Origin of the sequence: Streptomyces sp. NP-1717 (assembly GCF_022695985.1) — a bacterium.
Taxonomy (GTDB): domain Bacteria; phylum Actinomycetota; class Actinomycetes; order Streptomycetales; family Streptomycetaceae; genus Streptomyces.
In genome coordinates this window covers 1-23,736 of sequence record NZ_JAAPBF010000028.1, presented here as the reverse complement: position 1 = coordinate 23,736, position 23,736 = coordinate 1, and the positions used below count along the sequence as shown (strand labels likewise).

Sequence of the window (23,736 nt, the reverse complement as noted above, 5' to 3'; positions counted from 1 at the left end):
ACGACCGACCCGCACGGTCCGCCCAGTGGACGTCCCGCCGGTGAACGGCCCGCGCGCGGCACAATGGCCCCATGACCAGCGCGACCGGGGGCCCAGGCCCCACCAGTGGCCTCGACCCCGCCATCGCCGCCCGGCTCAAGCGCGGCGCCGACGGGCTGATCCCGGCCGTCGCCCAGCAGTACGACACCGGCGAGGTGCTGATGCTGGGCTGGATGGACGACGAGGCCCTGCACCGCACCCTCACCACCGGACGCGGCACCTACTGGTCCCGCAGCCGCCGCGAGTACTGGGTCAAGGGCGACACCTCCGGCCATGTCCAGCACGTGAAGTCCGTCGCGCTCGACTGCGACGCCGACACCGTCCTCCTCAAGGTCGACCAGGTGGGCGCCGCCTGTCACACCGGCGACCGGACCTGCTTCGACGCGGACGTCCTCCTGCCGACGACGACGGCCACCGGCCCCGCCGACCACTAAGCTCACCGGCCATGGATCTCGACACCTTCCGCAAGCTGGCGGTCGACCGCCGTGTCATCCCGGTCGGCCGCAGGCTCCTCGCGGACGGCGACACCCCGGTCGGTCTCTACCGCAAGCTCGCCGCCGAACGCCCGGGGACCTTCCTCCTCGAATCCGCCGAGAACGGCCGCTCCTGGTCGCGCTACTCCTTCATCGGCGTACGGTCCGCCGCCACCCTCACCGAGCGCGACGGGCACACCCACTGGCTCGGCACCCCGCCCGTCGGCGTCCCCCTCGACGGCGACCCGCTGGCCGCCCTGCGCGCCACCGTGGAGACCCTCCACACACCGCGCACCCTCCACGACCACGAGAACGACATGCCGCCCTTCACCGGCGGCATGGTCGGCTACCTCGGCTTCGACGTCGTCCGCCGGCTGGAGAAGAAGATCGGCGACCACGCGCGCGACGACCTCCACCTGCCCGAGCTGACGATGCTTCTCACCTCCGACCTCGCCGTCCTCGACCATCGCTCCGGCACCGTCCTGCTCATCGCCAACGCGATCAACCACAACGACCTCGACACGGGCGTCGACGAGGCCTACGCGGACGCCGTCGGCAGGCTCGACGCCATGGAGCGTGACCTGACACGCCCCGTCGACAGCGCCCCCACCGCACTGCCGCCGTCCGCACTGCCGCCGTACACCGCGCTCTGGGGCGGCGCCGCCTACCAGGAGGCCGTCGAGGACATCAAGGAGCGCATCAGGGCGGGCGAAGCCTTCCAGGTCGTGCCCTCGCAGCGGTTCGAGACCCCCTGCGGGGCGAGCGCGCTGGACGTCTACCGGGTGCTGCGTGCCACTAACCCGAGCCCGTACATGTACCTCTTCCGCTTCGACGGCTTCGACGTCGTCGGCTCCAGTCCCGAGGCGCTGGTCAAGGTCGAGGACGGGCACGCGATGGTCCACCCCATCGCCGGCACCCGCCCGCGCGGCGAGACGCCGCAGCACGACCAGGCCCTCGCCGACGAACTGCTCGCCGACCCCAAGGAGCGCGCCGAGCACCTGATGCTGGTCGACCTGGGCCGCAACGACCTCGGGCGGGTCTGCGAGCCCGGCAGCGTCGAGGTCGTCGACTTCATGTCGGTCGAGCGCTACTCGCACGTCATGCACATCGTCTCGACCGTCACCGGCCGGGTCGCCGAAGGCCGCAGCGCCTTCGACGTCCTGACCGCCTGCTTCCCCGCCGGCACGCTCTCCGGCGCCCCCAAGCCCCGCGCCCTGCAGATCATCGACGAACTGGAACCCTCACGGCGCGGTCTGTACGGAGGCTGCGTCGGCTATCTCGACTTCGCCGGTGACTCCGACACCGCCATCGCCATCCGTACGGCCCTGCTCCGGGACGGCACCGCCTACGTCCAGGCGGGCGCCGGTGTCGTCGCCGACTCCGACCCCGTCGCCGAGGACACGGAGTGCCGCAACAAGGCCGCCGCCGTCCTGCGCGCCGTGCACACCGCGAACCGGCTGGGAGGCCCGTCCGAGACGGCCGGCACCGGTAGGGGATAGTGGGTCGGGTGACTGCCGTACCCATTCCCCAGCCCCGTGCCGCGACCCCGGCCGACGCCACGAGAAGGCGCGCCGGCCGGAGTCTCGGCATCGCCCTCCTCCTCGGCGCCGCGGGCGCCGCCGTGGTGCTGATCGCCTCGGGCCAGACCTGGGCCGAGGGCAGCGCCACCGTGGCGGGTGGCACCGTGTCGCTCGACGCCGGAGGCCGTGACGTCACCGGCGTCCCGGCCGCGCTCGCCGTCGTCGGCCTGGCCGCCCTCGTCGCCGTCTTCGCCGTCCGCGCCGCCGGCCGGCTGCTGGTCTCCGCGCTGCTCACCCTCAGCGGCGCGGGCGCCACCGTGGCCGCGCTCATCGGCGCGAGCGACAGCGCCGCGCTCGACGACGAGGCCGCGCGCACGACCGGTGACACCGCCGCGACCGTCGCCGCCCTCACCCACACCGCGTGGCCGTACGTGACGGCGGCCGGCGGCGTACTGATCCTGCTCGCCGGGCTCCTGGCCCTGAGGTACGGATCACACTGGCCCACCATGTCGGGCCGTTACGAACGCGACGGCACCCCGCGCGCCGCCCGCGTCCGCGGACCCGCCGCCAGTGGTACCAAGGCCACCGGGCCCGCCGCGGACCCCGAGCGGCCCGAGGACATCTGGAAGGCACTGGACCGGGGCGAGGACCCGACCGGCTAGCAGGGGTCCGCGCATCGCGACCCCCTCGACGGGGAACGCCGACGGTGCGGGACAATGAACCGTGAGCGTTCGGCTCACCCAGCGCGCGACCACCGCGGCACATCACCAACGAGGAGCGAATTCAATGGCGGGCAGCAGCCACGGACACACCCCGGCCGCCTGGACCGGTGTCACCATCTCTGTCATCGGCTTCTGCATCGCAGGCGTCTTCATGGTGGCGGCCGATCCCATCGGGTTCGTCGGCGGCCTCGCGGTCGTCCTCCTCGGCGGCATCGTCGGCCTCGCCATGAGGGCCGCGGGCCTCGGCGCGGCCAAGGAGTCCGAAGCCGCCAAGCAGGCCCGGGTGGAGGCCGCACGGGCGTCCCTGGACCGCGCGGAGCGCGAGGCCGTCGAGCGTGGCGAGGGCCACCCGACCGGTCAGCCGCACGCCGCGCAGGCCGAGCCGGCTCAGCAGACCGCGTAACGCGTCCTCGCGTACGTACCCGCGCACTCGCGACAGGAAGGCGCGGCCCGGCAACCCCGGGCCGCGCCTTCCCGCGTCCCGCGCGGCACGCGGGCGCGCCGGGGCGGCGCGAGCGACGCACGGGCGACGCGCGAGCCCGGGGGCGGCTGCGCTTTCGCGCCCCCACGGGGGACAATCACCGGGTGGACGCCATGCCTGCACCCGCCGCGCCGCCCCCGGCCCCCGCTCCGGCGACCCGCGCCCGGCGGCTTCTCGCCCCCCTGGGCACGCTCACCGGCGTCGTCGCCGCCTTCACCTACGTCGGCCTGGTCGACCCCAACGAGAGCGGCCACTACCCCGTCTGCCCGCTGCTCAGCATGACCGGCCTGTACTGCCCCGGCTGCGGCGGACTGCGCAGCGCCCACGCCGTCGCGCACGGTGACCTCGCCGCCGCCCTCGGCGCCAACGCGCTCGCGGTCGCCGGCTACGCGATCTTCGCCGTGGTGTGGCTGATGTGGCTGATTCACGTCCTTCGGGGAACGCGGACCCGTGTCGCGGTGCCATCCTTCGCGGGATGGGCCGCCGGAGCGGTGATCCTGGTTTTCACCGTGGTACGGAACATGCCTTTCGGCTCGTCGTTCGCGCCCTGAAGTCCCAGGTGATGGGATGCTCGACCAGCGGATGCGGGCCCCCGGCCCTCCTCCGGATACCATCGGCATGGCTGATCCTCATCCATGGCTCAATCCGACATCGTTCCCGGAAGGGGGCCGCTCGCGTGAGTGTGCTCGACGAGATCATCGAAGGCGTACGCGCCGACCTCGCGGAGCGGCAGGCGCGTGTCGGCCTCGACGAGCTCAAGGAGCGCGCGGCCAAGGCGCGGCCGGCCAAGGACGGCGTCGCCGCACTGCGCGGCGAGGGCGTCACGGTGATCTGCGAGGTCAAGCGCTCCAGCCCCTCCAAGGGCGCGCTGGCCGCGATCGCCGACCCCGCGGGACTGGCCGCCGACTACGAGTCGGGCGGCGCGTCCGTCATCTCCGTACTGACCGAGCAGCGCCGCTTCGGCGGCTCGCTGGCCGACCTCGAAGCCGTCCGCGCCAAGGTCGACATCCCCGTCCTGCGCAAGGACTTCATCGTCACGGCGTACCAGCTGTGGGAGGCCCGCGCGTACGGCGCCGACCTCGTCCTGCTGATCGTCGCCGCCCTGGAACAGCCCGCGCTCGTCTCGCTCATCGAGCGCGCCGAGTCCATCGGACTCACCCCGATCGTCGAGGTGCACGACGAGGACGAGGTGGAGCGCGCGGTCGAGGCCGGAGCGAAGATCATCGGGGTCAACGCGCGCGACCTGAAGACCCTGAAGGTCGACCGGGGCACGTTCGAGCGGCTCGCCCCCGAGATCCCGGACGGCATCGTCAAGATCGCCGAATCCGGTGTGCGCGGACCGCACGATCTCATCGCGTACGCCAACGCGGGCGCCGACTCGGTCCTCGTCGGCGAATCCCTCGTCACCGGGCGCGACCCGAAGGTGGCAGTGGCCGACCTCGTCGCCGCCGGTGCCCACCCCGCGCTGCGGCACGGACGGGGCTGACCCCCGATGCCCGTGCCCGCCTCCGGAAGGCCCGCCGCCGTGCGCGCGCCCCACGCGCCGCTGGCGCGCGGGTGCCGTCCGCGCGGCTGCCGGGCCCCCGCGCGGCGCGTGCACGGACGGCGGGTGCGGTACGTGATCGGTGACGAACCCGGTCAGGTCAACGGCATGCGATGGCGCCGGGCCGCGCCCCGGCGAGGCCCTTCCGACCGCGACCACCGCGCGACCCCGTAGCCGCACGACCGCCCGCCCACGCGGGCGGCCCGTGGCCCACGCCGTCGCGCCCGGCCCGCGCACGTCCGCAGGGCCGGTCCTCGGAGACCACCGCCCCCTCCCGGCTCCACGCCGCGTGCGGGGCCGACTCGCCGTTGGCGCACCCGGTGTCACCCACACCCGTCGCCTCACGAGGAGATCCATCCGTGACCACCGAGTTCTTCATCCCCGACCCCACGGGCCTGAGCCCGAACGCCGAGGGTTACTTCGGCGCCTTCGGCGGCAAGTTCATCCCCGAGGCGCTCGTCGCCGCCGTCGACGAAGTCGCCGTCGAGTACGAGAAGGCCAAGGGCGACCCCGTCTTCGCGGCGGAGCTGAACGACCTGCTGGTCAACTACACCGGCCGCCCCAGCGCGCTCACCGAGGTCCCGCGGTTCGCCGAGGAGGCCGGCGGCGCCACGGTGTACCTCAAGCGGGAGGACCTGAACCACACCGGGTCCCACAAGATCAACAACGTGCTCGGCCAGGCGCTGCTCACCAGGCGCATGGGCAAGACCCGCGTCATCGCCGAGACCGGCGCCGGACAGCACGGCGTCGCCACCGCGACCGCCTGCGCGCTGTTCGGACTCGAATGCACCATCTACATGGGCGAGATCGACACCGAGCGCCAGGCGCTCAACGTCGCCCGGATGCGGATGCTCGGCGCCGAGGTCGTACCGGTCACGTCCGGCAGCCGCACTCTGAAGGACGCCATCAACGAGGCGTTCCGCGACTGGGTCGCCAACGTGGACCGTACGCACTACCTGTTCGGCACCGTCGCCGGACCGCACCCCTTCCCCGCGATGGTGCGCGACTTCCACCGCGTCATCGGTGTCGAGGCGCGGCGCCAGCTCCTGGAGAGGGCGGGCCGGCTGCCCGACGCGGCCGTCGCCTGTGTAGGAGGCGGGTCCAACGCGATCGGCCTCTTCCACGCGTTCCTCGCCGACGAGGCCGTACGGCTGGTGGGCTGCGAGCCCGCGGGCCACGGCATCGAGACCGGCGAGCACGCGGCGACCCTCAGCGCCGGCGAGCCGGGCATCCTGCACGGTTCACGGTCCTACGTCCTCCAGGACGACGAGGGCCAGATCACCGAGCCGTACTCGATCTCCGCCGGGCTCGACTACCCGGGCATCGGCCCCGAGCACGCGTACCTCAAGGACAGCGGACGCGGTGAGTACCGGGCCGTGACGGACGACGACGCCATGAAGGCGCTGCTGCTGCTGTCGCGGACCGAGGGCATCATTCCGGCCATCGAGAGCGCGCACGCGCTCGCCGGGGCGCTGGAGGTCGGCCGTGAGCTGGGGAAGGACGGTCTGATCGTCGTCAACCTCTCCGGGCGCGGCGACAAGGACATGGACACCGCTGCCCGCTACTTCGGGCTGTACGACGGGGAGAGCGCCAAGTGAGCGGCAACATCCAGCTGTTGAGTGACACCCTCGCCGGTGCGAGGAGCGAGGGGCGCGCCGCGCTCATCGCCTATCTGCCGGCCGGATTCCCCACGGTGGACGGCGGCATCGACGCCGTGAAGGCCGTCTTCGACGGTGGCGCCGACGTCGTCGAGGTCGGGCTCCCGCACAGCGACCCGGTGCTCGACGGCCCCGTCATCCAGACCGCCGACGACATCGCCCTCAAGGCAGGCGTGCGGATCGCGGACGTGATGCGCACGGTCCGCGAGGCGTACGAGGCCACCGGAAAGCCGGTGCTGGTCATGACGTACTGGAACCCGATCGACCGGTACGGCATCGAGCGGTTCACCGCTGAGCTGGCCGAGGCGGGCGGCGCCGGGTGCATCCTGCCCGACCTGCCCGTCCAGGAGTCCGACGTGTGGCGGCAGCACGCCGACAAGCACGGGCTCGCCACCGTCTTCGTCGTCGCGCCGAGCAGCCGGGACGACCGCCTCGCGAAGATCACGGCCGTGGGCTCCGGATTCGTCTACGCCGCCTCCCTCATGGGAGTCACCGGCACCCGGCAGTCGGTCGGCGCGCAGGCCCAGGAGCTGGTGCGGCGGACCCGCGCCACCACGGATCTGCCGGTGTGCGTCGGGCTCGGGGTGTCCGACGCGGCGCAGGCCGCCGAGGTCGCCGCCTTCGCCGACGGGGTCATCGTCGGCTCGGCCTTCGTCAAACTGATGCTGGACGCGCCCGACCGCGAGACCGGAGTGGCGGCGGTCCGGGGGCTGGCCGCCGAGCTGGCCGAGGGCGTTCGCAAGCGCTGACGTTCGCAAGCGCTGACGGACGTGGGACCCCCGGGGGTCCCTCGTACGGGTGGACATGGGACCGGGGAGGTGCGTACGCGCCTCCCCGGTTCGTTGCCCAGGCGTGAGCGAGAAGAACCGTGAGGCAAAGAGGAGCGCCCGAGAGCGGCTCCAGGTGCAGCGTGAGCAGGAGAAGAGGCGGGAGCGCCGCAAGCGCACCCTGGTCGTCTCGGCGGCGGTGGTGGGCGTGCTGGGCGCGGCGGCGGCGATCGGACTCGTCGCGAGCAACGCGAACAAGGACAAGGGCGGCAGCGGCGCCGCGGGCCCCGTGCTCGCCCCGTCGGGCGCGCAGGGCAAGGACGAGCTGTCGATCCCCGTGGGCAGGAGCGACGCGCCGTCCACCCTCACGGTGTGGGAGGACTTCCGCTGCCCGGCCTGCGGTCAGTTCGAGAACGCGTTCAGGGACACGATCAAGGAGCTGGAGACCGCCGGGCAGCTCAAGGTCGACTACCACCTCGCCACGATCATCGACGGCAACATGGGCGGCAGCGGCTCGCTGCGCGCGGCCAACGCGGCGGCATGTGCCCAGGACGTCGGCAAGTTCGCGCCGTACCACGACACCCTGTTCCGCGAGCAGCCGCCGGAGCCGGACGACGCCTTCGCCGACAACGCGCGGCTGCTGGAGCTGGCGGGCAAGGTCGACGGCCTGGAGTCGGCCCCCGGCTTCCGCCAGTGCGTGGAGGACGGCAAGCACGACAAATGGGTGATGAACTCGAACAGCGCATTCCAGAACGGCGGCTTCAGCGGCACGCCGACCGTCCTGCTCAACGGTGAATCCGTCTTCCCCAAGAAGGGCGCCGAGAACATCACCCCGGCCAACTTCAAAAGGTGGGTCACGGAGGCCAACAAGGGCAAGCAGCCGGGCACCGCACCGGCGACACCGCCCGCCACGGGCGCCTCGCCCTCCTGACCCAGGGGCCGCGCGGCGCCGTTTTCGCGCGGGCTCGTTACCCAGACGTTGCCGGGCGGGTTGCCGCAGGCCCCGCCCGGCACGGTAGCGTCGGAACCGCCATGGACATTGCCTACATCCCCAGTCCGTCGAGCGGCGTGATCCATCTCGGACCACTCCCGCTGCGCGGCTATGCGTTCTGCATCATTCTCGGTGTCTTCGTCGCCGTCTGGTACGGCAACAGGCGCTGGATCGCCCGCGGCGGCAAGGCCGGCACCGTGGCCGACATCTCCGTCTGGGCCGTGCCCTTCGGACTCGTCGGCGGCCGGCTCTACCACGTGATCACCGATTACCAGCTGTACTTCAGCGACGGTAAGAACTGGGTCGACGCCTTCAAGATCTGGGAGGGCGGCCTCGGGATCTGGGGCGCGATCGCCTTCGGCGCCGTCGGCGCGTGGATCGGCTGCCGCCGCCGGGGGATCCCGCTGCCGGCGTACGCGGACGCCATCGCACCCGCCATCGTGCTCGCCCAGGCCATCGGCCGCTGGGGCAACTGGTTCAACCAGGAGCTGTACGGCAAGGCCACCGACGTGCCGTGGGCGCTGGAGATCAGCGACGGCGCCAACCGGGACAGCGGCCTCTACCACCCGACGTTCCTCTACGAGTCGCTGTGGTGCGTCGGCGTCGCGCTGCTCGTCGTCTGGGCCGACCGCCGCTTCAAGCTCGGCCACGGACGCGCGTTCGCGCTCTACGTCGCCGCCTACTGTGTAGGCCGCGCCTGGATCGAGTACATGCGCGTCGACGAGGCGCACCACGTGCTGGGCCTGCGCCTCAACGTGTGGACCGCGATCATCGTCTTCGTGCTGGCCGTGGCCTACATCGTCGTCTCGGCGCGGATCAGGCCGGGTCGCGAGGAGATCGTCGAGCCGGACCGCGAGCTGCTCGGCAAGGACGCCAAGGACACGAAGGCCGAGGACGGCGACGTCACGACCGCCGGGGCCAAGGACGACGCTCCCGGCGCGGACGCGGACGCGGACGCCGAGGACGCGACGGACGCCACGGACGCCACGGACGCCGCGGCGGCCAAGAAGGTCTGACGGGCGCGCCGCCCCAGCAGCACCGCGAAGGGCCGCCGGACCTCTGAACGAGGCCCGGCGGCCCTTTCCGCTGCCGTCCCTACCCCCGAGCCGCCAGGAACAGCGTGCGGTGGGCCGCCGCCACGATCGCCGCGTCCACGAAACGCCCGTCCGGCAGCGCCTGCGCCCCCGCGTTCCCCGCCGCCGCCTCGACGATCTCCGCCGCCGACTCGACCTCCCGCGCCGTCGGGAGATACGCGCGCTCGATCACCGGCAGCTGGCGCGGATGGATCGCGGAGCGACCGAGGAAGCCGAGCGAGCGGCCGTGCGCGCAGGAGGCCGCAAGCCCCTCCAGGTCCCGTACGTCGGGATGGACGGACTGCACGGGGGCCGGCAGGCCGGCGGCCCGCGCCGCCACCACGACACGGCCGCGCGGCCAGTCCAGCCCGGCGTCGTCCCCCACGCCCAGCTCGGCGCGGAGGTCGGCCTCGCCGAGCGCGACACCGCGCACCAAGGGGTGGGCCGTGGCGACGGCGTGGGCGTTCTCGATGCCGAGGGCGGATTCGAGCAGCGCGTACAGGGGTGTGTCCGGGGCGACGGCGGCGACCCGGTGGATGTCGGAGGCGTGCGTCACCTTCGGCAGCCGCAGCCCGGCCAGGCCGGGGAGGCCGACCAGCGACGCGATGTCGCCCTCGCCGGAGATCCGCACATGGACCGGCGTGGGCAGCGGCGAGGCCAGCAGCTCGGCCGTCGCGGAGCGCGCGTACTCCCTGCGGTCGGCGGCCACCGCGTCCTCCAGATCGACGATCACCGCGTCGGCACCGGACGCGAGCGCCTTCTGTACGACGTCGGGCCGGTCCCCGGGCGCGTACAGCCAGGTGAGCGGGGGATGCGGGGTGAACCCCGGACGGCCGGTCACAGCGCGCCCTCTTCACGGAGGCCCGCGATCTCCGGCGCCGACAGACCCAGCTCGGTGAGGACCGCGTCCGTGTCGGCGCCATGGGGGCGGCCCGCCCAGCGGATGGAGCCGGGGGTCTCGGAGAGCCTGAAGAGGACGTTCTGCATACGGATGGGGCCCAGCTCGGGATCCTGGACCTCGGTGACGGTGCCCAGCGCCCGGTACTGCGGATCGCTCATGACGTCGCCGATGTCATGGACGGGCGCGATCGCCGCCTCCGCCTTCTCGAACGCGGCGATCGCGTCGTCGCGCGAATGCCGGGCGATCCAGCCGCCGACCGCCCCGTCCAGCTCGTCGGCGTGGTCCGCCCGGCCGCCGCCCGTGCCGAACCACGGCTCGTCGATCAACTCCTCCCTGCCCACCAGCCGCATCACACGCTCCGCGACCGACTGGGCCGAGGTGGACACCGCGAGCCAGGAGCCGTCGGCGGTGCGGTAGGTGTTGCGGGGCGCGTTGTTGCGGGAGCGGTTGCCGGTACGGGGCTGTACGTAGCCGAGCTGGTCGTACCAGAGGGGCTGCGGCCCCAGCACCGTCAGGATCGGCTCGATGATCGCCAGGTCGACCACCTGGCCCCGGCCCGACGAGGCCCGGCCGTTGAGGGCGGTCATCACGGCGTACGCGGTGGCCAGCGCGGCGATCGAGTCGGCCAGACCGAACGGGGGCAGCGTCGGCGGCCCGTCGGGCTCGCCGGTCATGGCGGCGAACCCGCTCATCGCCTCGGCGAGCGTGCCGAACCCGGGCCGGTGCGAGTACGGGCCGAACTGACCGAAGCCGGTGACGCGGGCCAGCACCAGCCGGGGGTTGACGGCGGAGAGTTCGGCCCAGCCGAGGCCCCATCTCTCCAGCGTGCCGGGGCGGAAGTTCTCCACGATCACGTCAGCGTCGGCGGCGAGCCGCAGCAGGACGTCCCGGCCCGCCGGGCTGCCGAGGTCGAGCGTGATGGTGCGCTTGTTGCGGCCGAGGATCTTCCACCAGAGGCCGACACCGTCCTTCGCGGGGCCGTGGCCGCGCGACGGGTCGGGTCGCGTGGGGTGCTCGACCTTGATCACCTCGGCGCCGAAGTCGCCGAGCATCGTCGCGGCGAGGGGCCCGGCGAAGAGCGTGGCGAGGTCGAGGACGCGCAGGCCGTCCAGCGGGGGAGCGGCGGGGGCCGTCGGGTCGTCCGACCGGGTGCCGGTGGTCACGAGGCGGCCTCGTCGATCTCGGAGCGGTACGGCATGGACGTGGAGGCCCCGTGCCGCTGGACGCACAGCGCGGCGGCGGCCGACGCCCACCGTGTCGCTTCGGTCATCGGGCGGCCCTCACCGATCGCCACGGCGAGCGCGCCGACGAACGTGTCCCCGGCGGCCGTCGTGTCCACGGCGGTGACCTTCGGCGCTGGGACGGTGACGGGCACGGCGCCGCGCTCCGCGTACAGACACCCCGCGGCGCCCAGGGTGATCACGACCTCGGGGACCTGACGGAGCAGCACCTCGGCCGCGCCGTACGGATCGGCGACGCCCGCGAGCGCGGCGGCCTCGTGCTCGTTGGGGACCAACAGGTCGGTGGCGGCGAGGAGTTCGGGCGGCAGGGGCTGGACGGGGGCGGGCGTGAGGATCGTCCGCACCCTGTGCCGGCGCGCCGCCCGCGCGCCGTCGAGCACGGCGCTCAGCGGGAGTTCGAGCTGGAGGAGCAGGGAATCGGCGGCGGTGATGACGGTCTCCTCGCCGGGGCCGAGCGCGGTGACGGTGCCGTTCGCGCCGGGGATGACGACGATCGCGTTGCCGCCCTCGTCGTCCACGACGATGTGCGCGATGCCGGAGGGGCCTTCGGCGGTGTGCAGGAGGTCGGTGTCCACGCCGGACGAGGTGAGCGTGTGCCGGAGCAGTGCGCCGAACTCGTCGGTGCCCACCGGGCCGATCATCGCCACGTCGCCGCTGGCGCGGGCGGCGGCGACGGCCTGGTTGGCGCCCTTGCCGCCGGGGACCGTACGGAATTCACGGCCCGTGACGGTCTCCCCGTGCTTCGGGGCCCGTGCGACGTACGCGACGAGATCCATGTTGGTGCTGCCGAGCACCACGATGCCGGTCATGGGCGGAGTGCCTCCTGGGTGAGTCGGGCGAGTTCGTCGAAACCGATGCCGTCGAATCCGGCGACGGAGGTGGCGAGACGGTTCTTGAGCGGCGCCGTCCACCGCTCGGGCAGCCGGTCCGGGTGACCGGCGAGCAGACCGGCGACGGAGCCGGCCGTCGCGCCGTTGGAATCGGTGTCCCAACCGCCGGACACGGCGCGGCAGATGGAGCCGGTGAAGTCCCCGTCGGCGTGGGTGAGGGCGGCGGCGAGGAGGGCGGCGTTGGGGACGGCGTGGACCCAGTGGTAGTGGCCGTGGGCGGCGTGCAGGTGGTCCACGACGGTGTCGAAATCGGGGTGGGAGCGGGCGAGCCGGATCGCCTGGCGGACGGCCCCGGCGAGGCGCGAGCGCGGGGGGACGACGGAGAGTCCGGCGCGCAGGCAGGCGTGTACGTCGGCGGCGCCGAGGGGGCCGCGGCCCGCGGCGGCGATCGTGGCCGCGACGAACATCGCGCCGTACACGCCGTTGGCGGTGTGCGTCAGCGTCGCGTCCCGGTACGCCTGGGCGGCGGCCGACGCGGGGTCGCCGGGGTGCGCCCACCCGTGCACGTCCGCGCGGATAGCCGCGCCGATCCACTCCCGGAACGGGTTGTGGTGCCGGGCGGTGCCGGGCGGCTCGATCCCGGAGAGCAGATTGCGGTACGCGACGCGCTCGGCGGTGAACGTACGCCCGGCGGGCAACTGGTCGAGCCACAGGAGCGCGACGTCGCAGGTGCGGAAGTCACGGCCGTACCGCTGGAGCAACAGCACGTTGAGGAGGGGGTAGTTGAGATCGTCGTCCTCGGGCATGCCGTCGATGTTCTCGGCGAGGGAGTTGTCGGCGGAGCGCCGGTTCCAGGGGTGCGCGGCAAGGAGGTCCGCCGGGACGTTCCTGGCGGTGAACCAGGTGGTGAGGGGCCAGTTGCCGGCGGCGCGGGCGAGTGCGCGGATGGCGGGGAGCGGGAGTTTCTCGACGGGCTTCCCGAGGAGACAGCCGGCGGCGCGGCCGAGCCAGGCGGCGTGCGCCTGGTGTCTGCCGAGGGGTGTTCCTTCCCCAGCCCCGCCCCTTCCCGAAACCGGGGGCGGGCCCCGGGCCCCGTGCCTCCGGACCAGCCGGGCCCCTGGTGAGCGGCGGGCCCGACGGGCCGGGGTTCTTTGTCCTCAATCGCCGGACGGGCTTGACATGCCCGTCCGGCGGGACGAGCCCGGGACGATAAGGCGGGCTGCTCTCCTCGCCCGATGCCGGACGGGCTTGACATGCCCGTCCGGCGAGGCCGGGGCCGGTTACTCGTCCGACGAGAAGCGGATCGAGCGAGGGGGCAGCGTCGTGTCGCACCAGACGCGGGCTCCCGCGTGGAGTTCGTTGTCCGGGCCCACCGTCGCGCCGTCGCCGATCACCGTGCCCGACAGCGTCGTGCGCGCGCCCACCCGCGCTCCCGCGCCCACCAGGGAGTCCGTGATGACCGCGCCGGGGCCGATCACCGCGTTGTCCAGGATCGCGCTGCCCGAGATGCGGGCGCCCTCCGCGACCACCGCGCCCGCGCCGATCACCGTGCCCGCCGTGAGCTTCGCGTCCGGGGCCACCGTGGCCGACCGGAGGACGAGGCGGTCGCCGCAGCGGCCCGGGACCGCCGGGGACGGGGCCACGCCCAGGACAAGGTCCGCCGAGCCGCGGATGAACGCCTGTGGCGTGCCCAGGTCCAGCCAGTACGTGGAGTCGACCATGCCGTGCAGATGCGCGCCCGCCTCCAGCAGGCCAGGGAACGTCTCACGTTCGACCGACACCGGGCGCCCGGCCGGGATGGAGTCGATCACCGAGCGGCGGAAGACGTACGCCCCCGCGTTGATCTGGTCGGTGACGATCTCCTCCGGGGTCTGCGGCTTCTCCAGGAACGCCGTGACCCGGCCGCTGTCGTCGGTCGGCACCAGCCCGAACGCCCTCGGGTCGTCGACCCGTGTCAGATGCAGCGAGACGTCCGCCCCGGCCGACGCGTGGGTGTCGACCAGCGCACCGATGTCCAGGCCCGTCAGGATGTCGCCGTTGAAGATGAGCACCGGGTCGTCGGGCCCGGAGTCCAGCCGGGAGGCGACGTTGCGGATGGCACCGCCGGTGCCGAGCGGCTCGTGTTCGGTGACGTACTCCAGCCGCAGGCCGAGGGACGAGCCGTCCCCGAAGTACGGCTCGAAGACCTCGGCCAGATAGGACGTCGCGAGGACGATGTGCTCGACACCGGCGGCCCGCGCCCGTCCCAACTGGTGTGCGAGGAACGGGACACCGGCCGCCGGAACCATCGGCTTGGGCGTGTGCACCGTGAGCGGCCGGAGCCGGGTGCCCTTGCCACCGACCAGGAGGATCGCTTCAGTCACCTTGTTCGTCTCTGCTTCCTGCTGGGGCCGGTGGTCCCCCCGTCCGGGGGGTGACCGGCCAGTCTAGGAGCGTCCCTGGTACTTCGCGGCGGACACACGGACCGAGCCGAGTTTGCTGTACAGCTTGTTGCCCGGACAGTCCGTCACGAACCCGTCCCGGTGGCCGGACACCGCGTTCATGCTGACCTTCCGGCCCTTCTGGTACTTGTTGCTTCCGCCCGACGTCAGTGTCACCTTGCCCCGCGGGTTGATCCCGTGCAGGCCGAGCTTCCAGGCGCTGAGCCTGGCCACAGCGGTCGTGACCGCGGCGGGCGGGTTGGTGGTCGAGTACGAGCCGAGGACGGCGATGCCTGTGGTGTTCGTGTTGAAACCGAGGGTGTGAGCACCCATGACCGCCTTCGTCACGCCCCCGGCGCGCCCCTCGTAGATGTTTCCGCACTTGTCGATGGCGAAGTTGTAGCCGATGTCCCGCCAGCCGCTGCTCGTCACGTGGTAGCGGTAGATACCGCGAATGACTGAGGGCGCCTGCTTGCAGGTGTAGTTGTTGCCGGTCGCGCTGTGGTGGACGAAGGCTGCCTTCACCGTCTTCGTGTAGCCGAACTGCTTCTCGCGCAGCTTCTCGTCGGCGCCCCACCCCTTGCGCGAGATGATCTTCGGGCGCGGTGCGGTGTGCGGCCCGGCGGCTACGCCGGTGTCCGTGACGGTGCCGTCGTCGCCGATGTCCAGGCCCGTGCCGTCGTCCAAGTCCGTGGCGGCGTCCTCGTCGGTGCCGTCCGTCTCGGTCCCGCTCTCGGTGTCGGTGTCGGTGTCCGTGGCGTCCGGGTCCGTGACGTCCGCGGCCGTCTGGTCTCGCGAGGCGTCGGTCCGCGCCACCGGCAGTTGTTCCGGTGCCTCCCCCGGGTCGACGAGTTCCAGGCTCAGCCCGCGGGGCAGCGGCGCGTGGCCCGCGTCCGCGTCGTCGTCCGCCCGGACCCGTACCTGGACACCGTCCGACGCACCGACCCACAGAGGAGCCGTCGAGCCCCGTACGGTGCCGGAGTCGCGTTCCGGCGTACCGGGGTCGGCGCCGTGCTCGGCGTTGTGCGTCTCCAGGTTCTGCCAGCCGGACCAGCTGCCCGTTTCGGCGGACCGGTTCCTGACCTGGACCGAGCCGTGCAGTTCGGCGTCGGCGTCGTCCCAGACGACACCGACGAGCGAGAAGGGTTGGACGTCCCGCTGGGGCAGCCCCTGCTCGGTGGCGACACCGGAGGAGCGTTCCGACCCGAGCGGAAGGAGTGGCAGCGACTCGGTGAAGCCCGGAACGGATGAGCCCGCCCGGGCGTCGTGCGGAGCCGCCACAGCCCCGGAGGGCAGAGAGAGCGGGAGTACGAGAGCCGCGGCACACGCGACGCCGATCGAGGATGACAGGAATGCACGCATGTTCCGATCGTGCGGCCGGCCGGCCGCGCCCGCCTTCCGGGAGCACCCGCGGAAACTGACGGGCCATCGGACCAACCGGTGGACGGTGTCACCGGTACGGCGGTGCGCCCCCGATGCCCCGGCGTACGCTTGCCCGCGTGAACGCCAGCGACCGCACCCCCGCCGACCTGCTGCGATCCGCTCTCGCCACGGATCCGGCCCGCCCCTTGGTCACCTTCTACGACGATGCCACCGGTGAACGCGTGGAATTGTCCGTGGCCACCTTCGCCAATTGGGTGTCCAAGACCGCCAATCTCCTCCAGGGCGACCTCGCCGCCGCGCCCGGCGACCGGCTCGCGCTGCTGCTGCCCGCGCACTGGCAGACGGCCGTCTGGCTGCTCGCCTGTTCCTCGGTGGGGGTGTGCGTCGAGATCGGCGGCGACCCGGCCGGCGCGGATGTCGTCGTCAGCGGTCCGGCCCCGGACGACCTCGCCGCCGCCCGCGCCTGCCGGGGCGAGCGGCTGGCGCTCGCGCTCCGTCCGCTCGGGGGCCGCTTCCCCCAGGCGCCCGACGGGTTCGCGGACTACGCGGTCGAGGTGCCCGGCCAGGGCGACCGCTTCGCCCCGTTCGCCCCGGTGGACCCCGACGCGCCCGCGCTCGTCGTCGCCGGTACGGCGCTGACGGCGGCCCAGGTCGTCGAGCGGGCCCGCGCCGACGCCAAGGCCCTCGGTCTGACGGCGCCCGGCGCCCGGCTCCTGTCCGACAGGCCGTACGACTCCTGGGAGGGGCTCTCGGCCGGGCTGTACGCGCCGCTCGCCGCGGGCTCCTCGGTGGTGCTGTGCCGCAACATGGACCGGTTGCCGGCGGAGGGGCTGGCCAAGCGGATCGAGAGCGAGCGCGTCACCGGCACGGCGGACGGCGACACGGTGAGCTGATGGCCCGACCGGTTCCGGCGCGGAACGCGGCCTCCGGTAGATGATCGTCGGTAGATCCCGTTCAGTGCACAACCAAGCGTGCGGTTCGACCGTCTACCCCTGAAACCGGCGGAGCCGTACGCCGCCGACGCCATGAAGGATGGACTCGCCCGTGACCGACAGTGCTGGCACGCCGCCCGAACCGGACCCCCGGGCCGACGACGAGCCGCCGACCGCGTCGCCCGGGTCCGACGGCGACGACACCTCGGCGGACACGGCCGGTGCGGACGGTGCCGGAGCGGAGAAGGCCGGGGCGCGGGAGCCCGAAGCGGAGAAGACCGCCGAGCCCACCGAGACCGCCGAAGCCGCAGGGGCCAAAGACGGAGCGACGGCCGGAACGGAGCCCGGAACGGAGGCCGACGGGAAGGCCGAGGCGTCCGATGAACCCGACGCCCCCGCCGCTCCTCCCGCCACCGAGACCGACGACGCCGACGCCCCGCGCAGACGCCACTGGCTGCGCTGGACCGCCCTCGGCACCTCCGTCGTCGTCCTCGCCGCCTCCGGCGTCGGCTGGTGGTTCTACCAGAAGCTCGACAGCAACATCACCACCGACACCACCGCCGAGGCCGAGCTGCGGACGTACGAGAAGGAACGCCCCAAGCCCATCGCCGTCGACGCGAAGAACATCCTGCTGATCGGCTCCGACACCCGCTCCGGTGAGGGCAACGGCAAGTACGGGCGCGACGACGGCGGTTCGCAGCGCTCCGACACCACGATCCTGCTGCACCTCGCCGCCGACCGGCAGAGCGCGACCGCCGTCTCCATCCCGCGCGATCTGATGGTCGAGATCCCGAGCTGCCAGACCTCGGACGGCAAGCGCTCACGCAAGCAGTCCGCGCAGTTCAACTGGGCCTTCCAGTTCGGCGGTACGGCGTGCGCGGTCCGCACGGTGGAGAAGCTCACCGGTATCCGCGTCGACCATCACATGGTGGTCGACTTCAGCGGGTTCAAGGACATGGTGGACGCCGTCGACGGCGTCGACGTCTGTCTCAAGAAGCCGGTGGACGACAGCGACGCGCATTTGAAGCTTCCGGCGGGCAAGCAGACCCTCACCGGCGAGGAAGCGCTCGGATTCGTACGGGCCCGCAAGACGATCGGCGACGGCAGCGACACCGAACGGATGGAGCGCCAGCAGCAGTTCCTCGGCTCGCTGGTCAAGAAGGTGCAGAGCAACGGTGTTCTGCTCAATCCGACCCGGCTGTATCCGGTGCTGGACGCGGCGACCAAGTCGCTGACGACCGATCCCGGACTGAACACGCTCAGGGATCTGTACGACCTGGCACGCGGCCTGCGGAACGTACCGACGGAAAAGGTGCAATTCCTGACCGTACCGCGACAGCCTTATGTGAATGACCCGAACCGTGACGAGCTGGTGCAGCCCGACGCGGGGGAGCTGTTCACGCAACTGCGCGAGGACGAGCCCGTCTCGGTCGTCCCCGCGGGCCAGGAGCGGAACGGCGGAAACAACGGAGGGGACACCCAACGTGACGAAGAAAGTGCGAAGACGGACGGAAAGCCGGACGACATGGGATCGTCGAGCGCCACTCCGACTCCGTCTTTCCCGGGCACAAATGCCGCCGCCGGCCTGTGTGAGTAAAAGCAATACCAAGTAGGGGTCGGCAGTCTATGACGATTGGGCAGATTGCCCCCTTGTAAGAGGAGTCGAATTTGTCACCAACGTCGCTGGACGCTGAACAGGGCGGATAGTGTGACGCGATCCGGTACAGCGGACCGTGGAGGTCGCGCGCACCGCCGGATCGAAAGACCGAGCGCTTTTGGGGGATGAAGCGCTTCGCGTGGCACCGACGGAGGACTCAAGCAACCGTGGATGCGCAAGGCCGTGGACAAGGCGACGGGATCGATCCCGCCGACCAGTGGGTACTCAACCCGCAGACCGGCAATTACGAATTGCGACTGAACCACTCCGAAGGGCAGTCGTCCGGCCCTTCCCGTGACACGGGAAACGGGCACGACGCTCCTCGCCGGTCGAGAAACGCGCCGACCACGGACGGTTCGCAGCAGGGACGCTCCGCCAGAGACCGCAGAGCGCCCGGCGCCGCGGGAGCGGGCGCCGGTGCGGCCGGTGCCACCGACGACGCGGCCGCGAGCATCCCGCGCGCCCGTAACTCCTCGGGCTCCACCGGCACTTCGGGCACCTCCCGCCGGGACGTGCCCGCCCAGCGCGGACGCCGCGCCGCGAACAACGCCGACGCGGCGGGCGCCGCGGGCGCGGGCCGCCGCAAGCGCAAGGCGCCGCCCAAGTCCCGCAAGAAGAAGATCCTCGGCTGGACGGGCGGCATCACGGCGTTCATCCTCGTCGGCGGCGCGGGCGCCGCCTACTACGCGTACCAGGAGCTCAACGGCAACATCAGCACGATCGACGTCGAGGGCGCGGGCACCGGAGGGTTCAAGAAGGACCAGGCCGTCAACATCCTGGTGATCGGCACCGACAAGCGCACCGGGTCCGGCAACGAGGGGTACGGCGACAAGGACAGCGTCGGTCACGCCGACACCACGATCCTCTTCCATGTCTCCAAGGACCGGACGAACGCGACCGCGCTCTCCATCCCCCGCGACCTGATCACCGACATCCCGGACTGCGAGACGAACACCGAGTCCGGCAAGAAGATCGTCCCGGGCGAGCAGGGCGTCCGCTTCAACACCAGCCTCGGCCAGTCCGAGCGGGACCCGGGCTGCACGATGCGTACGGTCAAGGAGCTGACCGGGCTGACGGTCGACCACTTCATGATGGCCGACTTCAACGCGGTGAAGACACTGACGACCGCGGTCGGCGGTGTCGAGGTGTGCGTCGCCAAGGACGTCGACGACCCCGATTCCCATCTGAAGCTGAGCAAGGGCAAGCACGTCATCAAGGGCGAGCAGGCTCTGGCCTTCGTACGTACGCGCCACAGCTTCGGCAACGAGAGCGACCTGGACCGGATCCAGACCCAGCAGCAGTTCCTGAGCGCCATGATCCGCAAGATGAAGTCCAGCGAGACCCTGACCAGCCCCTCGAAGCTGTGGGACCTGGCGTCGGCGGCGACGGACGCGCTCACGGTGGACACGGGGATCGGCAGCATCGAGAAGCTGCGCGACCTCGGTACGGAGCTGGCCAAGGTCAATCCCAAGAACATCAGCTTCACCACGCTCCCCGTGATAGACAACCCCGCGGAGGTCGTCAAGGCGACCGTCGTGGTGAACGAGGCGAAGGCGAAGCCGCTGTTCGCGATGATGCAGAACGACACCTCCCTCACCGCCGTGAAGGAGCAGGAGAAGGCCGCCAAGAGCAAGCAGGCGGCGCTCCTCAAGGGAACCAAGGCGGCTCCCGCCGATGTCAGGGTCGATGTGTTCAACGGCGGCGGGCCGCAGGGTTCCGCCCAGGAGACGCTCGCCTGGCTCCAGAACGAGGAAGGCGTACCGAAGTCCACCAACAAGGGCAACGCGCCCGAGGAGTTGGACAAGACGTCGCTGGAGTACGCACCGAACCAGGCGGACCAGGCCCGCCGTCTCGCGGACATGATGGGCCTGCCCGCCGCGGCGATGAAGCCGGGCAAGGAGGACGCCGAGGGCCTTCAGGCGATGACCCTGACGCTCGGTGCGGACTTCAAGGGTGCGGGCGTGCCCATCGTCGGACCGGCGAAGGCGCCGGACGGCGTGCAGAAGGTGGAAGCCGACAAGCAAGTGTGCGCCAAGTGAGCCGGGCCCCGGTGCGTCCGGAGCCCCTGCTCGCACGGAGCGCTTGAGCGACAGGGGTAGGGGGCACGGGGTGGAACAGAGCACGCGCAGACAGCGAACACGGCAACGCGTCTCGCACGCCGGTGAGTTGGGCTGGGACGACAGTCTGTACGAGGACGGTCCTGGCGCGCCCGCGAGCGGGCCCGATGCGACGTCGGGCGCCGGCGGCGGTGCGAACGGCGACTCGGGGTCCGGCTCCGGCGACGCCGCGTCCGGCGGCGGTGACGGCTCGGGCCGGGCCAGAAGGGGCGGCCCCCGCCGCGACGGCGCGCGTCCGCGCGACCGGCGTGGCAAACGCCGGATACTGCGCTGGGCCTCCGCCGTCCTGGCCGTGCTGATACTCGGCACGGCCGGCGCCGGATACCTCTACTACCGCCATCTCGACGGCAAGCTCAAGAAGGAAGACCTGACGCTCGGCGACAAGCCGATGGCCGACCACAAGGCCAACTCCGCGGGCCAGACGCCGCTCAACATCCTGCTCATCGGCTCCGACGCCCGTGACTCCAAGGCGAATCAGAAACTCGGCGGCGCCAAGGAGACCTTCGGCGGCCCGCCCCTGGCCGACGTGCAGATGCTGCTCCATGTGTCGGCCGACCGCAGCAACATGTCGGTGGTCAGCATGCCGCGCGACACCATGCTGAAGATGCCCAAGTGCACCGACCCGGAAACCGGCAAGGTCTACCCGGCGAGCACGGGCAACGTACAGACCAACGAGAGCCTGGGACGCGGGGGTCCGGGCTGCACGGTGGCCACCTGGTACGAGCTCACCGGCATCACGATCGACCACTTCATGATGATCGACTTCGCGGGTGTGGTGTCGATGGCGGACGCCATCGGCGGCGTACCGGTCTGCGTCCAGGAGAACGTCCACTCGCGCAACGCCGAGGGCAAGGGCTCGGGGCTGAAGCTGGAGAAGGGCGAGAACGTCATCCAGGGCGAGCAGGCGCTCCAGTGGCTGCGTACGCGTTACGGCTTCGAGGACGGCAGCGACCTCGCCCGCACCCACGCCCAGCACATGTACATGAACTCCATGGTCCGGGAGCTGCGCAAGGGCGCCAAGCTGACCGACCCGGGAAAGCTGATGAGCCTCGCCGAGGCGGCCACCGACGCGCTGACCGTCGACAAGGGCCTGGGCGGCGTGAAGAAGCTCTACGACCTGGCGGAAGAGCTGAAGCAGGTACCCACGAACCGCATCACGATGGCGACGATGCCGAATGTGTACGGCGAGGGGAGCGAGTCCGGGCGGGTGTTCCCGAAGCCGGGCGACGCCGAGCAGTTGTTCGACATGGTCCGCGACGACGTGCCGCTGGACGGCAAGGCGTCCAAGCGCAAGCCCCCGGCCGAGTCCAAGGACCCGGCGGCGGCTCCGGCGGAGACCGGGGTGCTCGTCCGCAACGGCACGGGCAGCGACACACAGGCGCCGACGCCGCAGCGGGCCACGGCGGTCGCGGGGCTTCTGGCCGCCGAGGGTTACACGAAGGCCGTGGCGGACGTGACGCCCGACGCGACCGCGCGTACCGAGGTCCTGTTCCCCAGCGCGGACCTGGAGGGCGACGCGCAGGCGGTCGCCAAGTCCCTCGGCATTCCGGTGAGTTCGGCGAAGAAGTCGACCGAGGTGTCGGGTGTGACGCTGGTCGTGGGCGCCGACTGGCGTACGGGTGACACGTACCCGAAGTCGGCCGCGAAGGACGAGGACAAAACGCCGGACACGGCGCGGGCGCTCAACGGCGCGGACGACACCGAGTGCATGGAGATCCAGCCGGGCTTCACCTTCTAGAGCGGGCCGTACCGTCCGTATGGGACTTCGGACGGAAACAAGGAGCCCCGGGGCGATGCGCCCCGGGGCTCCTTCGTATGTATCGGACCTGCTCAGACGGTCTGCTGGACCGCCGGGCGGCGGCTCGCGATGACCTTCCTGGCGAGCGAGCGCGGGCTGGTCAGGAAGCCGACCCCCCACGACATGTGCATCGTGGCGAGTGCGAGCGGGATCTGGAGCCGCGCCTTGAGGGGCAGGCCCCTGCCCGCCGGTACGGAGCCCGCGACGATCGCCGCGAGGTAGCCGCCGGGGACGACGAGCGCCCAGGGTGTGAAGGCCAGGCCGACGACGACGCCCAGGACGTTGGCGCAGACCGCGACCGGCGGGGCGAGGTAGCGCAGATTGATCGAGCCCGAGTGGAAGCGGGCGACGACGTGGCGCCAACGGCCGTAGTTCCTGTACTGCTTGGCGAGCTCCCGGACGGACGGCCGCGGCCGGTACTGGACGCGCAGTTCGGGCGAGAACCAGATCTGACCGCCGGCCTCACGGATGCGGAAGTTCAGCTCCCAGTCCTGGGCCCGGATGAACTCCTCGTTGTAGCCGCCCTGTTGCTCCAGCGCGGCCCGCCGGAAGACCCCCAGGTAGACGGTCTCGGCGGGGCCCGCCGAGCCGCCCGTGTGGAAGGCCGCGTTGCCGACCCCTATCTTGGAGGTCATCGCCGCGGCGACGGCGTGCTCCCAGTCGTTCTCGCCCTCGGCGTTCATGATGCCGCCGACGTTCTGCGCGCCCGTCTCCTCCAGGAGCCGTACGGCCGTGGAGATGTAGTTCGGCGAGAGCATGCCGTGGCCGTCGACGCGCACGACGACGGGGTGCTTGGACGCCTTGATGGCCGCGTTGAGCGCCGCCGGCGTGCGGCCGGTCGGATTGGGCACGGTCTGCACGCGGGCGCGGTCGCTGTCCGCCGTCTCGCGCACGAGTTCGGCCGCGATCTCGTCGGTGCGGTCCGTGGACGGACCGAGCGCGATGACCACTTCCATCTCGCCGTCGTACTCCTGCTCCAGGATGTGCTGGACGGAGTTCCTCAGATGCCGTTCCTCGTTGAGCACCGGCATGATCACGGAGACGGCGGGGGGCTGGGCAGGCATGTGATCCTTCGGGCGTCAGGGAGAGGGGTTCACCGACCGCCACGTTACCGCGAATGGGGGACTGCGACGCGCGTCGGGCGGGCTCAGCGCAAGGCTGCTGATCGTATGGGCCTACGTTGCGTCCCC

The 23,736-nt window shown here is 71.9% G+C and carries 20 protein-coding genes and 2 pseudogenes; 15 read left to right on the top strand and 7 right to left on the bottom strand.

What is annotated here, in order from left to right; genetic code table 11:
* Window positions 1–71 precede the first annotated feature (71 nt).
* The 11 genes and pseudogenes from hisI (at window position 72) to lgt (ending at window position 9,210) form a co-directional block, all read left to right on the top strand.
* On the top strand, window positions 72–473 hold the full coding sequence (gene hisI, locus GXP76_RS09050) for a phosphoribosyl-AMP cyclohydrolase (protein ID WP_242570918.1): 402 nt from the start codon (window positions 72–74) through the stop codon (window positions 471–473).
* Window positions 474–484: 11 nt separating this feature from the next.
* Window positions 485–2,011, top strand: a complete 1,527-nt coding sequence (locus tag GXP76_RS09045; protein ID WP_242570917.1) for an anthranilate synthase component I — start codon at window positions 485–487, stop codon at window positions 2,009–2,011.
* Complete coding sequence (locus GXP76_RS09040) at window positions 2,011–2,694, top strand: TIGR02234 family membrane protein (protein ID WP_242570916.1); 684 nt, start codon at window positions 2,011–2,013, stop codon at window positions 2,692–2,694. The genes GXP76_RS09045 and GXP76_RS09040 overlap by 1 nt, the downstream gene beginning before the upstream one ends.
* Before the next feature lie 124 nt (window positions 2,695–2,818).
* Window positions 2,819–3,058: pseudogene (locus GXP76_RS09035) on the top strand (HGxxPAAW family protein); the annotation flags it as partial.
* Window positions 3,059–3,348: 290 nt separating this feature from the next.
* Window positions 3,349–3,786, top strand: coding sequence for a DUF2752 domain-containing protein (locus GXP76_RS09030; protein WP_242570945.1), 438 nt, complete (start codon window positions 3,349–3,351; stop codon window positions 3,784–3,786).
* Between the two features lie 125 nt (window positions 3,787–3,911).
* Window positions 3,912–4,721, top strand: coding sequence for an indole-3-glycerol phosphate synthase TrpC (gene trpC, locus GXP76_RS09025; protein ID WP_242570915.1), 810 nt, complete (start codon window positions 3,912–3,914; stop codon window positions 4,719–4,721).
* Between the two features lie 6 nt (window positions 4,722–4,727).
* Entirely contained in the window at window positions 4,728–4,952 is a 225-nt protein-coding gene (trpM, locus tag GXP76_RS09020) for a tryptophan biosynthesis modulator TrpM (protein WP_242570914.1), read from the top strand.
* Between the two features lie 185 nt (window positions 4,953–5,137).
* Window positions 5,138–6,376 carry a tryptophan synthase subunit beta gene (gene trpB, locus GXP76_RS09015; protein WP_242570913.1) on the top strand — a complete coding sequence of 413 codons (1,239 nt, stop codon included), beginning with the start codon at window positions 5,138–5,140 and terminating at the stop codon, window positions 6,374–6,376.
* Window positions 6,373–7,185, top strand: coding sequence for a tryptophan synthase subunit alpha (gene trpA, locus GXP76_RS09010; RefSeq protein WP_242570912.1), 813 nt, complete (start codon window positions 6,373–6,375; stop codon window positions 7,183–7,185). Before trpB ends, trpA begins: the two co-directional genes overlap by 4 nt.
* 103 nt (window positions 7,186–7,288) lie before the next feature.
* Window positions 7,289–8,134 carry a thioredoxin domain-containing protein gene (locus GXP76_RS09005; RefSeq protein WP_242570911.1) on the top strand — a complete coding sequence of 282 codons (846 nt, stop codon included), beginning with the start codon at window positions 7,289–7,291 and terminating at the stop codon, window positions 8,132–8,134.
* Window positions 8,135–8,235: 101 nt separating this feature from the next.
* Entirely contained in the window at window positions 8,236–9,210 is a 975-nt protein-coding gene (gene lgt, locus GXP76_RS09000) for a prolipoprotein diacylglyceryl transferase (RefSeq protein WP_242570910.1), read from the top strand.
* Between the two features lie 79 nt (window positions 9,211–9,289).
* Here the strand turns inward: lgt and GXP76_RS08995 are convergent, their stop codons facing one another.
* The 6 genes and pseudogenes from GXP76_RS08995 to GXP76_RS08970 form a co-directional block, all read right to left on the bottom strand.
* Window positions 9,290–10,108, bottom strand: a complete 819-nt coding sequence (locus tag GXP76_RS08995) for a CoA ester lyase (RefSeq protein ID WP_242570909.1) — start codon at window positions 10,106–10,108, stop codon at window positions 9,290–9,292.
* On the bottom strand, window positions 10,105–11,331 hold the full coding sequence (locus GXP76_RS08990) for a CaiB/BaiF CoA-transferase family protein (protein ID WP_242570908.1): 1,227 nt from the start codon (window positions 11,329–11,331) through the stop codon (window positions 10,105–10,107). The genes GXP76_RS08995 and GXP76_RS08990 overlap by 4 nt, the downstream gene beginning before the upstream one ends.
* Window positions 11,328–12,218, bottom strand: coding sequence for a ribokinase (gene rbsK, locus GXP76_RS08985; RefSeq protein ID WP_242570907.1), 891 nt, complete (start codon window positions 12,216–12,218; stop codon window positions 11,328–11,330). Before rbsK ends, GXP76_RS08990 begins: the two co-directional genes overlap by 4 nt.
* Window positions 12,215–13,270, bottom strand: a pseudogene (locus tag GXP76_RS08980) (ADP-ribosylglycohydrolase family protein); the annotation flags it as partial. The gene rbsK and the pseudogene GXP76_RS08980, both read right to left, overlap by 4 nt.
* Before the next feature lie 249 nt (window positions 13,271–13,519).
* The gene (locus GXP76_RS08975; protein WP_242570906.1) at window positions 13,520–14,602 is read right to left on the bottom strand and encodes an NDP-sugar synthase; all 1,083 of its coding nucleotides are present in this window, start codon (window positions 14,600–14,602) and stop codon (window positions 13,520–13,522) included.
* Window positions 14,603–14,665: 63 nt separating this feature from the next.
* A complete protein-coding gene (locus GXP76_RS08970; RefSeq protein ID WP_242570905.1) occupies window positions 14,666–16,021 on the bottom strand; it encodes a peptidoglycan recognition protein in 1,356 nt (451 codons plus the stop codon).
* Between the two features lie 137 nt (window positions 16,022–16,158).
* Between GXP76_RS08970 and GXP76_RS08965 the strand changes: the two genes are divergently transcribed.
* The 4 genes from GXP76_RS08965 (at window position 16,159) to GXP76_RS08950 (ending at window position 22,486) form a co-directional block, all read left to right on the top strand.
* The gene (locus GXP76_RS08965; protein WP_242570904.1) at window positions 16,159–16,935 is read left to right on the top strand and encodes a TIGR03089 family protein; all 777 of its coding nucleotides are present in this window, start codon (window positions 16,159–16,161) and stop codon (window positions 16,933–16,935) included.
* Between the two features lie 151 nt (window positions 16,936–17,086).
* Window positions 17,087–18,571: an LCP family protein gene (locus tag GXP76_RS08960; RefSeq protein WP_374360291.1), complete on the top strand. Its 1,485-nt coding sequence runs from the start codon at window positions 17,087–17,089 to the stop codon at window positions 18,569–18,571.
* 227 nt (window positions 18,572–18,798) lie between these two features.
* On the top strand, window positions 18,799–20,670 hold the full coding sequence (locus GXP76_RS08955) for an LCP family protein (RefSeq protein WP_242570902.1): 1,872 nt from the start codon (window positions 18,799–18,801) through the stop codon (window positions 20,668–20,670).
* A gap of 70 nt (window positions 20,671–20,740) precedes the next feature.
* Window positions 20,741–22,486, top strand: a complete 1,746-nt coding sequence (locus GXP76_RS08950) for an LCP family protein (protein WP_242570901.1) — start codon at window positions 20,741–20,743, stop codon at window positions 22,484–22,486.
* A gap of 92 nt (window positions 22,487–22,578) precedes the next feature.
* On the opposite strand, the gene GXP76_RS08945 is transcribed toward GXP76_RS08950, so the two are convergent.
* Complete coding sequence (locus GXP76_RS08945) at window positions 22,579–23,610, bottom strand: glycosyltransferase family 2 protein (protein ID WP_242570900.1); 1,032 nt, start codon at window positions 23,608–23,610, stop codon at window positions 22,579–22,581.
* Window positions 23,611–23,736 lie beyond the last annotated feature (126 nt).